General features: G+C 38.8%; 5 protein-coding genes. 2 read left to right on the forward strand and 3 right to left on the reverse strand.

Going from position 1 to position 14,311, the window contains the following annotated elements; translation table 11 throughout:
* Window positions 1–16 precede the first annotated feature (16 nt).
* From AAOP42_RS14670 to AAOP42_RS14680, 3 genes are all read right to left on the reverse strand, one after another.
* Complete coding sequence (locus tag AAOP42_RS14670; RefSeq protein WP_349529291.1) at window positions 17–9,346, reverse strand: SGBP N-terminal domain-containing protein; 9,330 nt, start codon at window positions 9,344–9,346, stop codon at window positions 17–19.
* Between the two features lie 208 nt (window positions 9,347–9,554).
* Window positions 9,555–10,211, reverse strand: coding sequence for a response regulator transcription factor (locus tag AAOP42_RS14675; protein ID WP_349529292.1), 657 nt, complete (start codon window positions 10,209–10,211; stop codon window positions 9,555–9,557).
* A 77-nt stretch (window positions 10,212–10,288) separates the two neighbouring features.
* A complete protein-coding gene (locus tag AAOP42_RS14680) occupies window positions 10,289–12,169 on the reverse strand; it encodes an ATP-binding protein (RefSeq protein ID WP_349529293.1) in 1,881 nt (626 codons plus the stop codon).
* Window positions 12,170–12,624: 455 nt separating this feature from the next.
* Between AAOP42_RS14680 and cmk the strand changes: the two genes are divergently transcribed.
* Both cmk and AAOP42_RS14690 read left to right on the forward strand, forming a co-directional pair.
* Complete coding sequence (gene cmk / locus AAOP42_RS14685; protein WP_349529294.1) at window positions 12,625–13,308, forward strand: (d)CMP kinase; 684 nt, start codon at window positions 12,625–12,627, stop codon at window positions 13,306–13,308.
* 41 nt (window positions 13,309–13,349) lie between these two features.
* Window positions 13,350–14,240, forward strand: a complete 891-nt coding sequence (locus tag AAOP42_RS14690) for a 4-hydroxy-3-methylbut-2-enyl diphosphate reductase (protein ID WP_349529295.1) — start codon at window positions 13,350–13,352, stop codon at window positions 14,238–14,240.
* The last annotated feature ends 71 nt before the right edge of the window (window positions 14,241–14,311 follow it).

Consider the following 14,311-nt stretch of genomic DNA (forward strand, 5'->3'; position numbering starts at 1 on the left):
AATACTACGAGATATCTTATCTGTTGATAAGAATCCTTGTTGTTGTGGAATATTGTTTGGTACTTAATGATAAAAGGTACATGCCATTGTTTAGGCTACTAATATCAAGATTGTTGTGAATTAATGTCAGGTTATCAGATAACAAAAGCTGGCCATCCAGATTATACATTCTTATGGTCAACTCCTCATATCCTGGATTTTCTATTTTCAGCCAGTTTTTTGCCGGATTAGGATACACCTTGTATTCCAATGCGAAATCTTCTAATCCAGTCGCTATTCCATTGATAGTAAAACTTGCTGTCCGCTCCCCTTCATAATTGTCTTCATCAATAGTGACAACTACGCTATAAGTGCCAGCCTCTGAGGGTGCATCCACTAAACCATCGTAAGTGATGGTGTGGCTTAATCCGGCAGGATCGGTAGTTACTGTTGGCGTTTTGACAGACCCGTCTGCATCCTGTTCCAAGTCCGAAAGCGCAATCGTAGCAGTCGCTTTTGAAATGGTGAGTACACCATTTGCGGGCTGTATTTCATAATTAGCATCCGAACCTCCGGTCACCTCAATGGCATATTCTCCTACATTGCTGGTTGGCACAGCACTGGTACTAGCGATAGGTTTTTCAGCTAAATCAGCCTGCACATCACCATTAACAAAACCAGAATATTGAATAGTTAATTCAGGATTTTCTCCTCCAAAAACTCTCGACTTGTTATCAGCTGTAGCCGTCAATAGTGCTTTCTGGATGCTAAAAGTTTGCTGAACTGACTGTTCTTCGTATTCAGCATTGCCTGACTGAGATGCCTTCACAATAAAGCTTCCGGCTCCTCTCACTGTAATCATACTTCCCTGAAGAGTTACTGCATTACCTCCATCAATCAATTCAAAACTAACCTCTAGTTGGGATGTAGCTTCAGCTTGTAATGCAAACGATGAACTACCATAAGTTTTTTCTCCAATTGACTGAATAGTAATAGTCTGGCTCTTCATCTGATCAACTGTTACAGTCCAGTCTTGGGTATCTCCATTTTCTGCGGTTACCGTATAGACAACTGCAGAAGAAAAATCTCGTGCTACTCCTGAAACAGGGCTAACTGTAGATAGATCTGAAAGTGAAAGCTCAGGAGTCAAATTAGAAATGTTGGCTGATGAGCTGACCGTCAAAATTATGGTGTGATTGATTTCATCAATAACCGATTCCCCTATCTGCCCTACTACAGAGAATGTAACTATATCATTAGCTGTGCTAGGTGCTTTACTCACGGTAATAATAAACTCATCAGAAACAGAGCCTCCTCTACCGTCATTGGCAGTGAGTGTAATGGTACTTGTTCCCAAGCCTACTTCATCGATGTGAATTTGATTATTAGCAATCAATCCCACTGTCACAACTCCTGGATCACTACTGGATACCGTTATAGTAAGTTCATCTCCGTCTCCATCAGAAAACACACCTGTGTAATTTATTTGTGCATCTTCAAAACCCTCTATCACGCTGGGAAGATCCTCTATTGGATTCACAACTACCGGAGCTTCATTGACATCATTCACTACCACGCTGAACTCATCAGAAGTAGTAACACCTGACCCGTCATCGGCTGTAACAGTCACAATGGAAGTGCCAATGCCAACCTCTGTAATAGTAAGTATCGCCCCAGTATTGCTAACTGTCACAGCAGCGGTATTCGTGCTGGATACTTCATAGGTAAGTGCGTCACTATCCTGATCCACAAATACGGTACTTAAATCAATTTCTGTGATTTCAAAACCTTCATCCAATGACTGATCTGCAATTGGATTGGCAACTATTATACTTTCGTTTTCATTGAGAATAGTAACTGTAAAGGCTTTTTGGTATGTACCTCCATTACCATCATTCGTTTCAACTCTTATGGAATAACTTGACTGTGCTTCAAAGTCATAAACTGCTGCTGCTTTTAGCTCATTTTCATTGATGGAAAATGAGGCATTATCTGTATCCCCATCTCCGGTTGTCAGTACGTAGGTATAACTTTCTCCAGCATCCTGGTCAGTGGTTGTAAATAGCCCAATAATTTCACCAATATCATTGTTTTCAGCCACTTCATTAACACTCAGAAGTATATCAGTAGGTGCTTCAGGCACATCAGTCACTGATATGGTAAACTCTTGTTCATCTGCCAAATTACCATCGTCACTCATTACCACAATAGTATAACTGTCTTTCGTTTCGAAATCAAAATTTGAATCTACCAGCAATTGATCTCCCGAGATTGTAAATGACGTATGGTCATTATCACCTGATCCTGGTATTATGTCATAGGTGAAATTTCCTGACAATCCTTCTCCAAAAGTTGCAAAAGTTCCAACAAGCGTTCCAATACCTGTATTTTCGCTTACCTGTGTGCTACTTAATTCAATAGAAGTGATCTGAGCAGGCAAGTCATTTACATTTATGACAAATGCTTTTTCATGGGTCAACCCTCCCTGGTCGGTAGTTATTAGCTCCAGATTGTAAACTGATTTTGTTTCAAAATCTAACACCTCGGCAGTAACTAACTGATCACCATCAATGTCAAATGCATCATTATCTGTATTTCCTGCCTTAAGTGAGTATACATAAGCATCACCTGAATCTTCATCAATGGTAGTAAGTGATCCTACCACAGTACCTGTAGAAGAACTCTCATTAACAGTATTATTAGAAAGCTGGATATCCGTAGGAATTTCATTGACATCATTGAGGTTAATAGTTAGTTGCTTGGTAAATGTCCCTCCATTACCATCGTCAGTCATCACGTCCACCAACCACTCAGGTGAGTTCTCATAGTCGAGTGATTCTGTGGTCACTAATTCGTTTCCATTGATGATATCAAACAACTCATTATCGTTTGTTCCGGATACAAAGGTGTAAGTATGTGCATCAGCGAAGCTGGCATCTATCGTTGATAAAGTACCTACCAAAATACCTGAAGAGGCGTTTTCATCAATTATATTGTTTGATAAAAGAATATCAGTTGGTACGACCAATTTTTCAGTAATTGACACCTCCCAATCTTGCTCAGTACCATCTTCAGCGGTGACAGTATAAATAACTGCAGAGGTAAAATCCTGTTCTACTCCGGTATCAGGTGAAATAGATGCTTCTCTGGATATAGTTATTGTTGGCGTTATGGCAGAAAGGTCTGTTCCTGCTACTGCCTCTGCTGTCACTTTGTGTGTCCCAGTGAAAATCAACTCAGGTCCGTTGATTTCCACAAAAGTGAATGTACTGATATCATTCTCTGTGTAAGGCAAGTAATCTATCCCAATATTAGTGGTATAGTTGGTAGCGTTATCGACTTCATTTGCAGAATAGTTGCTAAAAGCAGAATTTTGGAAATGAAACTGTAATCCAGGAATATCATTTATATCACCATGAACATTGCTATTGCCAGTTAAGGTGACTGTAGCAGAATAGCCGTCTGCTGCCACATCTAATGTTGCAGTCAAACCTGAAGGAAGATTATTAATGTTATAGTCCACCCCATGAGTTAATACTCCCCCGGCATTAACAAAAGTGTCGTCCACAAGATATATCTTCGCAGCACCCTCTACTGAACCATTATTTGAGCTAGTTTCGGTAAAGCTTCCTAAATCCATTTCGTACTGATGAACACTAGCATCATTGCCTTCACCTCCACTAACTACAAACAGTCTATTACCGTTAGGGTGAATGACTAGGCTTGATGCGTAACCGATTTCACCACTCAGGTTTACAGGTGTGCCATTGATCGAAAGACCATTTGAAATGTCGAAAGGAGTATTAAGAATGTAGCTTACCGCAAATCCACTGGAGAGAATGAGTAAGTAACGTCCATCGGGAGAAATTACACCATCTGTAAGCCCTTCCAGTTCATCGGGACTATACGTAGTTTCAAAGGTGGCATTGGTGACGTCAAATGGTGTAGAGAGAGCAAACTGATGTATACCATCTCCTATTAGGTACATTTTTGTGCCATCAGAGCTTAATGTCATCCCATATCCACCATTGTAAGCATTCACATCCAACGAATTGCCAGTATAAGAAACTCCAGTGGTAATCTCGAAAGCAGTACTCAGGTTATATTCATATATGACATAAGAATCATCTCCCATCACATACATTTTTGAACCATCTCCAGAAAAAACAATGTCTTCCGGATATTCATCTTCTGGGGAAACATCAAAAGATCCATCAAAAGTAACTCCGGAAGTAATTTGGTATGGAGTAGAAAGACTGTACTGATGGATAGCCGAATTATCTCCACCGACAATGAACATTTTTGTTCCATTATTATTGAAGGCCATGCCAGCAGGATAGAATTCTTCATTGCTCACATCCAATGGGTCACCTGCGTTTTTAGCATATTCCATATTTAATCCATTGCCATAAAACAGGATCGGATGATTATCTCTAAAATCAACACTTCTTTCGCTACTTGCATTAATTGCATTGGCTACACTTACTGCTTCGCTAGTTACAAATGCCGAATTGTTAAAAGTAAATTCCAGTACCACATCATCAGCATCTTGATGATCAGCAGCATTTCCTGCTAGAGAAACTATGGCTGAATAACCATCTTCTGCAACATTCATTGTAGCAGTAAGTCCTGTAGGTAAGTTGCTAATTGAGTAGTCGGATCCGTAAGTCATTGTTCCGCCTGAGTTGGTGAACTGATCATCTGTTATTTCTACAGAGAGCATCCCTTCAACTTCCCCATTATTTAGACTAATTTCATTGAAACCATCTATTGATAAATCAAACTGGTAAACAAGATCATATTGCGCACCCAGCACCAACAGTCTCTTCCTATCCGGGCTTACAGCAAAATCCGTTGGCCCATAGTCAATATCATGAAAGTAGAAATTACCACTTTGTGAAATTCCTCCCGAAATATCATATGGAATGGATAGATCATATTGTGAAATGTAAGAAGCCCCAGGAAACGCACTATTTGATATAAAGATTTTTTTACCATCCTCAGACAACTGGATATCCGAATAGTTCCTGCCAGGTACAGCGGCTTCTATACCGTCATATGACACATCGGAAGTAACATCAAATGGTATTGCCAGCGTGTATTGAAAGATTTTGTCATTCGATGAGCCAATCATGTACATTTTTTTTCCATTGGGGCTGAAAGTGATTGCTGAAGGCTGGATGTCTTGTGCATTTAGCTGGTATTTTCCCTGATGCACTACTGTTGACGAAATATCAAACTCTGCGGACAAGCTGTATTGCTCTATTTCGTCTCCACTACCGTCCACAACATACATCACGGTTCCGTCCAGGTTAAAAACAAGATCACTTGGGGAACTCACCTCCTCTGATATATCAAAGGAATTGCCACTGTAGGTCACCCCTGATGACACATCAAAAGCAGTAACAAGATGGTATTCGAAAACCTGGCTATTTTCATAGCCAACATAGAACATTTTCATTCCATCATTGCTAAAAGCCATGCCTCCGGGGCTATCATCCTGCGAGGAAATATCGAATGATGCTACCATTGATGGTTTATTACCAGCAAGATCGAACGTGCTTCCATAAGTGATAGAAGGGCTGTTGTCTTTAAAGTCAATACCAATTGCGTTGCTGTAATTGATTGCATTGAAAACATCTGAAGCGGCACTTATGGTGAAAGCGGAGTTTTCAAACGTGAAAACTAAATCTGCAACATCATTGATATTTTGGTGAGCACTAACAGAACCAGAAAAAGTGAGTACTGCTGACAGACCATCTCCGGCAACCACAAGCTCAGGAGTCAACCCGGAAGGAACACCTGCAATTGAATAATCCACGCCGCTGGTAAGTGTGCTTCCGGCATTGGTAAATGTTTCATTGGTTATTGTGATCTCGATAGATCCACCGACCGAACCGTCATTATTGTATGATTCAAATAAACGGCCATCGTAAACTAGTGTACCATTGTCAACGAAGTTGATTCCTGTATTAATTACGAAGTTGCCATTGATAATGGTAGATGCATCACTGGAAGCGAATGCGCCATCGAGGAAGTTGATGACTAAGCTTGAAACGTCATCTGCATTTTGATGATCGTCAGCATTTCCGGAAAAAGACAAAGTACCTGTAAGACCATCGGAAGAGATATTAATGACTGAAGATAATCCTGAAGGCAATCCAGTAATGCTATAGTCACTATCCTGAGTTAAACTTCCATTTGCATGGGTGAACACATCACCATTCAGGTTGAAGGCAAAAGATCCACTTACTGAGCCGTCATTGGTAGCAGATTCTGTAAAACCGTTCAAACTGATTTCGTACTGGTTAATCTCATCACTTGCTCCCACAACAAACATTCGTGAACCATCAGGGCTGAAAACTAAATCGAGTGGTTGCAACTCTTGAGATCCTACATAAAATGAAGTACTGTTACTTACACCTCCAGTTATATCAAATGGAGATGTCAGGATTTGTTTATAAATACGGTCGTTTTGACCATAGATAGCAAAAAGTGTATTTCCGTCTGGAGAAAAAGCAATTCCTCCAGGAATGCTTAAGGAATGAAATGTACTTCCGGTTTCTGCTATCTCAGCAGTTATATCAAATGGCGTTGTTAGCTCATATTGAAAGTACTGAGAAGTTGTCATTTTAATTAGTCTGCTCCCATCAGGGCTGAAAGCTATTTTATAGGCGGAAGCCAAAGCCTTAGATCCATCCAGACTTACATCTGTGGAAAGATCGAAAGGATTAGTTAGTGAATACTGAAATATAATGCCAGAACCAACGATATACATTTTGGTTCCATCCGAATTGAACGCAATATCATAAGCATTTGTGGTTTCAGAAGAAACGTCATAGACTCCAGCCAAAGTGACTGCCGAAACATCAAATGGCGTATTTAGATCATATATGGTAATATCCTCGCCATCCTGGCCGCAAATAAAGAGCTTTGATCCATCGTTGCTAAATGCTAGTCCTGTAGCAGTGGCTTCATCGGATGAAATATCAAAAGTCGTCCCAGAATATGACAGTTGCGAGAGATCATAACCGCCTGGTGTAGAAATGATACCATTGACTTCTCGGAAGGCTATGGCAAAATAGCTGTTTGCTCCAATGGCGTTGGTTACCTGACTTGCGCTGGAATTGACGAATGCATTGTCATTGAAAGTAAACTGAATATCATAAACATTATCAACACGATCATTATTTGTCGCTTGTCCCGATAAAGAGAAGTCCGCACTAAGCCCATCAGAATCGACATTTAATATTGAAGTAAGACCTGCTGGAAGTCCAATAAGTGTATAATGTACACCCTCTTGCAATGTGCCACCAGCATTGGTAAATAAATCATCTACAATAGTTAAGGAAATAGTGCCTGTCAGCGAACCATCATCTACAAATGTTTCAGAGAAGGTTTCAACCGGTAGATTAACTTGAGTAATGTCATCGCCTGTATTACCTAGAAGCAATAAGTGCGATCTATCTGGGCTTATGAAAAAAGCTGACACCTGATTTTCTACTGAATTGTGTGGAGCATAATCCACCTCACTCACTCCATAACCAATGAAATAAGGAATCTCTAGTTCAAAAACTGTTATTCCACTACCATTATTCAAATACAACTCTTCTCCACCTACACTGAATATAAGATCCCTTCCACCTCTATCAAAAGATACATCGTAAATAACGCCAGAGGTTACGTCAAATGGGCTTGAAAGTCTATACATATAAGTATTTGAATAGTCTGCAACATACATGTTCTCACCATTCGGACTGAAATACAATCCTTCAGGTGCAGAGGTTTGAGAAGAAATACTGTAACTACCCTGATGAGCGACTATACTGGTAATATCATAGGGACTGGAAAGGCTGTATTGATTGACATCATCACCACTTGCCCCTAAAACAAACATCTTAGTTCCGTTGCTATTGAATTGGATTCCCTGAGGTTGTGTCTCTTCCGCACTTACATCATAAGTATTACCGCTTGGACTCACGCCAGAAGTAATTTCATAAGGAGTAGTAAGGTTATACTCGTAGATAGTTGAATTATCATATCCCGCTACAAATAGTTTTGTCCCTGTATTATCGAATGCCATTGCTGAAGGTGTTGTTTCTTGACCCGCAACACTAAACGTGGTAGTTTGGATATTATCAACCGAAATTATAGGTCTGCCATATGCAACAATGGGGGTTTGATTTTCTCTAAAATCAAGAGATATGCCTGTGCTCGCACTTTGTGCTCCAGATACAGCGGAAGCATCTCCACCTGTGAATGCAGAATTCAAAAAGTTAAAGGTTAAACTAGATACATCATCGCTGTTTTGATTATTGGTAGCTGATCCAGTGAAACTAAGCGTGGCGTTTATGCCGTCAGAAGCAACCTCCAGAACTGGCGTTAGTCCTGTTGGAAGATTTGATACCTGATAGTCTGTGTTGAAAGTTAAGGTACTAGCTTGATTGGTAAATGTTTCCCCGGTGAGCGTGAAACTGGTAACAGATCCAATAATTACACCGTCATTTGCTATAGACTCTCTAAATAGTGGCGGATTTAAATCATATTGGACAATATTTTTTGAATTGTTTGAAATAAACAACTTCGTTCCATCAGGACTAAACACTATTCCATTCGGATCTGTAAGACTAAGCACTACTTCATTTGAAGTAATTTCGGAAAGCACATCATAGGGAACACTAAGTGAATGTTGAGTGATCTTATCAGTTCCTGATGTTACTGCAAATAATTTGGTTCCATCTGCATTGAATGAAATCCCAGTGGGGTAACTCAGAAAAATTTCAGAGTTACCATCAAGTGTAACAGCACCTACATCATACGCTGAGGTTAAGCTATACTGAGAAATATTTCCTGTCGATTTTGCAACAAATAGCTTCTTCCCATCGGAAGAAAATGTTATGGCGTATGTTCCCGATCCGGTCGTTATAGCAGTTATGAAATTGACCGTTTGCGTAATGTCAAAAGCAGAAGTCAGGGCAAATTGTTCAACCGTTTTAGAATCTATCGTAAACATGGTCATGCCATCACTACTGAATACAATATCTGAAGGCTGAGTGGCCTGAGCAGCGACACTAAATGCTCCCTGATGGGTAATTGTAGAGTTTAGGTCAAAGGCTGTTGATAAGCTGTATTGATTGATCTCGTCATCCGATGATCCTACAGTATACATCTTCATCCCATTTGGACTGAATGTCACTCCTTGTAAAAGAGGTTGCTCGTCAATTACATTGTAACTAGTATTCAAAGTAAATCCTGCCGAAAGATCAAAGGAAGAGCTATATGAAATTGATTGGGCACTTGCGAAGTGAATCAATGCGACCATTATGGTGGCAAAGAGCAAGAATTTGTTTTGTAAGGCTGTCTTCATGGTTTATTATTATTTTGTTGAATCCACTTTTGTAATTTTCTTAGATTTTATTGCACTAAATAAGATGATTCTGCTGTGTCAATCCATAGGGGGTTTTCCTGATTTTTGACATGGAAAATCCCTAAAGCCTTATTTTGAGGTATAAAGAGACCTTTTCATCGGTCAAAAAAGAGAATTTGGAATAAAAAAATGCCTAAGAAGTGGTGTCTTAGAGTTCTATAATGTGGTGCTTGATCGCATATTTGATCAAATCAGCATTTGTTTTGAAATGTAGTTTTTCGAAAATATTCTTCTTGTGAGATTCTATGGTCTTTTTAGAAATGTTGAGCTGATCGGCTATTTCGTTATAAGTGAGTCCGTTGGCAAAACCTGTTAATATTTCTACTTCACGGGAGGTCAATTCCTCTTCTTCGGTATAGTGCAGCCGATTGATGTAGTTTTCCAACACTACTTGTTCCAGATTTTTTCCAATGTATATGTTTTTATAAAAAACCTGCTTGATTGCGGTGATTAGCTCTTCACGTGAACAGTCTTTGGGCAAGAATCCTTTTGCACCAGCTTTGAATGCATTCTCAATATAGGCCTTTCCTGTGCTGGCAGACAACATCAGAATTTTCATTTTGCTATTTTCCTTTATTAACTGACGAGTAAGCTCTATTCCTGAGACATTGGGTAATGAGATATCGAGAATGAGTACATCGAAAAAAGATGGATGCTCCTTTAGGTAGGCAGAAAATTCGCTGGCATTGGGAAAGCTTGCAGTCAATCGGATTTCAGTATTGCCCATTAGCAAGGCTCTGATCCCATCTCTTACAATCTCATGGTCATCAACTAACCCTATATTAATCATCTTATCCTTATTCATAATTGCAATTTATACACTGACAAGCCTTAGATGCAATCGGGATTTACCCCAATTATTTAAAGGAAAACTCCTGTTGTCTATACCAGCACACTAGTCTCAATGTGTAAGGCTTTGGCAAACTTTATTGTAAATGTACTTCCTTCACCTAGTTGGCTTTCTACTGAAATATCTCCTGATTGCCTATCAATCAGTTCCTTGCATAATACCAGTCCCAATCCAGTTCCTTTCTCGCTGCTACTCCCTATTTGGTTATAATTTGTACCATGGTGAAATATTTTTTCCAAATCGTGATTGTCTATTCCTATTCCAGAATCACTCACCTTTATCACTACATCCTCGTCTTTTTCATACGCTTTCACCGTTATGTTACCACCCAAAGGTGTAAATTTAATCGCATTTGAAAGCAGGTTCCGCAAGATTGTCAAAGTCATCTTTTGATCGGCTGTTATGTACAGGTTTTGATCCACTTCCTTTGAAAAATGGATTTGCTTTATATCTAAATTAAGCTTAAGTGGCTCTATAGCTGCATCAATCAAGTGTTTTACTTGCAACGTTTTAGGTTGAAAAGACAGATCTCCCGACTGTGACATGGACCACTCCAGTAAATTTTGCAAAAGTCCGTTGAGCTCTTTGGATGACTTAAAGAGCTTTTCTAAAAAATACTTTAAATCCTCCTCGCTTATGGATGCTTGATTGTCAATCAGCGACTGAGTAATACTGTTAAACGCCGACAATGGATTTTTCAAATCATGTGCTACTACTCCAAAGAGCCTGTCTTTGGTTGCATTTAGTTGAGACAGCTGGGTATTTTTTTGGGCAAGCAATTGATTAGCTTTGTTTCTTTGTTGATATACGATAAACAAACTACCTGCAACTATAAAAATCAAAATAGCAATAATCAAGTAATACATTTTTTCTTTATTGGCCGCTTCCAGTTCTGTACTGGCCAACTGATTTTTTTGGTTGAGTAATTCTATTTCCTGTTCTTTCGTTTCTGTATCATATTTCAATTCCAAATCTACTATCTGATTGCTTTTTTCTTCATTGAAGATCTGCTCTGACAATTGATGATACTTCTCCATATAAATATAGGCATGTTCAAAATCCTTTTTTCTCGCATATATTTTTGTTAGCAACTCATAGCAATATACAATATCCATCTTGTTGTCATTGGCTAGAAAGATTCGGAGTGCCTCTTCTGATCGTTTAAGAGCCTCAGCATAATTGCCTTGTTCCAAATAATTTTCAGAAAGACTTTGGATTACATTGCCATAAGCCGTTTTATAACCTATTTCACTGAAAATGGTAAGTGCCTGTAGATATAATTTCTCTGCTTTGGTATATCTACCCATCACTGTATAGACAGTTCCAATATTTAATAAAGCATTTCCTATTCCTTCTTTATCATCTATTTCTTTAAACAATGTCAAGGCTTCTTCATAAAGCCTAAGTTCCTCATCTTTATTACCCAGGTAATAAGCTACAAGCCCCAGGTTATTGACGCTATGTGCTATTCTTTCAGGTTCATTTATTTGCGTTGCAATGGTTTTTGCTTTTTCAAAATAACCTTTGGATTTCACATAATCTTCTCTGTACATAAAATCAATACCAAGATTGGCATAGGCGTCATAAACCACAATTTGGTCTTTAAATGCTTGTCCATTCTTCAGGGCTTTTAAAGCGTATTCTACAGACTCATCATATTCACCCTTGTAGCTGTACGCTGAGGAGATCAAAACATAGGCTTTTCCCTTAGGCAAACTGTCAAATTGCAAAGAATCGATCAAAAACAAACTACGATTTGCGAAAAGAAGAGCACTATCAGGATTAGATTCTGCATACTCTTTACCAATATCCAGCAATAAATTAATTTTTTGTTCTGGAGAGGTCGCCTGAATTAAAAGCCAAGCCAAGCTATCTTTTGTGGTAGATTGAGCCTGCATGGTATACCCCAACATGGTGAACAATAAAATTGTGTATGCTGTTTTAATAAACATAATAATCAACCCTGATAGTTAGTTGGCTTGTTAATTTTGTGTTGATAGCCGGTAGGGTAAACAGACTTTAATTTGTAACATCCGAAATTGATGAATTTCAAGTTTGCACTAAATATCGATAAGTTACAAATACTGTTATTATAATTTTAAACCTCTGACGAAAATAAACTAATTTATTAAATCGGTACTTGTCAGTTTTAATATAAAATAATAAAGCCCTGAAGTAGTTATCTTTGTACAAAAGCAAATAAATGAAAAAACAAATCATATATCTGGCATTAACCTTTTTCCTCTTGGGGTTTGGATTGGAATCATGTCGTTCAAGTCGTTTTAAAGAAAGAAAACCAAGAACTTTGAAGCAAGGAAAACCTATCCCTTGTCCTGTAAAAGATTGCTAACCCTGAAAACAGTTGTAAATGAAAAAAATAATCATTGCTATTGATGGATACTCTGCCTGTGGAAAAAGTACTACGGCCAAAGTTGTAGCTACGCTGTTGAATTACGCTTATATAGATTCTGGTGCAATGTATAGAGCCGTAACGCTTTATTTTCTTGACCACTATGTCGATATTACCAATCCAAAATCTGTGGCAAAAGCTCTGGCGAACATCAATATTCAATTTCACCTCAACCCAAAAAACAAGGAAAATGAAACTTTCTTAAATGGACTCAACGTAGAAAAAGACATTAGGGAAATGAGAGTGGCTGAGAAGGTGAGTGAAGTAAGTGCAATCAAAGATGTAAGAGTAGCGATGGTAGCCCAACAACAAAAACTTGGTAAAAGCAAAGGAGTGGTAATGGATGGCCGTGATATTGGAACTGTGGTATTTCCTTCCGCAGAATTGAAAATATTTATGACTGCTGATTTTGACATAAGGGCAGAAAGAAGACAAAAAGAACTTCTCGAAAAAGGAGAGCTAATAGAATTGGATGTTGTAAAAGAAAACCTGGCAAAAAGAGACCAAATTGACACCAGCAGAAAAGAAAGCCCTTTGCTTAAAGATAAAGAAGCTGTAGAGATTGATACCACTCATGTGACATTTGATGAGCAGGTAGAGCAAATCATTCATTTGGCTCAAAATGCAATGATCACAACTTAATTACTAATTTTGCGCTTTATACTGAGCGTAAAAATTGTATCATGGAAATTGAAATAGATAAAAATTCCGGTTACTGCTTCGGGGTGGAATTTGCCATAGAAATGGCCGAAGATGAAATGAAGGATTCAGGACACTTGTACTGTCTGGGAGATATCGTTCATAACAGTATGGAAGTGGAAAGACTTGAAGCCAAAGGACTGAAAATTATCTCAAGAGAAGAGTTGGAAGAAATTCATGATGCCAAAGTATTGATCCGTGCTCATGGCGAACCACCGGAAACATATAAACTGGCTCTGAAAAATAATATAGAGTTGATAGATGCTTCATGTCCGGTGGTACTAAAGCTGCAAAACAGGGTGAAGAATTCTTACGATCAAATGGAGGCCAACAACGGTCAGATTGTGATATATGGCAAGCCAGGTCATGCCGAAGTAATAGGACTCACTGGTCAAACCAAAGAAAATGCCATTGTTGTGATGGAAGACAAAGATTTAGAACAAATTGATTTTTCAAGGCCTGTTACTTTATACAGCCAAACCACAAAAAGTACCAAGGGGTTCTATCGTATCAAATCCCTGATAGAAGAAAGGATAAAAGAGGCGAAAGGTGAACTTGCGGTACTGGATTTCAAAGCCAACGATAGTATCTGCCGCCAGGTATCAAACAGGGAACCAAGCATGGAAAAATTCTCAAGTAAACACGATGTAGTCCTATTTGTGAGTGGCAAAAAAAGCTCAAATGGCAAGGCTCTATATGGTGTTTGTAAGAAAAACAACGAACGCAGCTATTTTATTGAAAGTGAAAAAGAAATAGACCTCTTCTGGATCAATCCCTCAGACAGCATTGGCATTTGTGGTGCAACTTCCACCCCTATGTGGCTCATGCAGCAGGTGAAAGACTATCTGGAAAACGCATTTTTGGTAAAAGCCTGACAGAATTGTTTCGGTTTAATCAAACCTGTAATAAATTCTATTTTCAACTGAAGCTTTTTTCAAAAACTGAC

This window comes from Reichenbachiella sp. MALMAid0571 (assembly GCF_040151475.1).
In the GTDB taxonomy this organism is placed as follows: Bacteria; Bacteroidota; Bacteroidia; order Cytophagales; family Cyclobacteriaceae; genus CAXBNB01.

What these genes read in the sequence shown, in the direction of transcription:
- AAOP42_RS14680 (WP_349529293.1), bottom strand. Translation starts at nt 12,169, where the DNA reads ATGTTGGGGTATACCATGCAGGCTCAATCTACCACAAAAGATAGCTTG.
- cmk (WP_349529294.1), top strand. Translation starts at nt 12,625, where the DNA reads ATGAAAAAAATAATCATTGCTATTGATGGATACTCTGCCTGTGGAAAA.
- AAOP42_RS14670 (WP_349529291.1), bottom strand. Translation starts at nt 9,346, where the DNA reads ATGAAGACAGCCTTACAAAACAAATTCTTGCTCTTTGCCACCATAATG.
- AAOP42_RS14675 (WP_349529292.1), bottom strand. Translation starts at nt 10,211, where the DNA reads ATGAATAAGGATAAGATGATTAATATAGGGTTAGTTGATGACCATGAG.
- AAOP42_RS14690 (WP_349529295.1), top strand. Translation starts at nt 13,350, where the DNA reads ATGGAAATTGAAATAGATAAAAATTCCGGTTACTGCTTCGGGGTGGAA.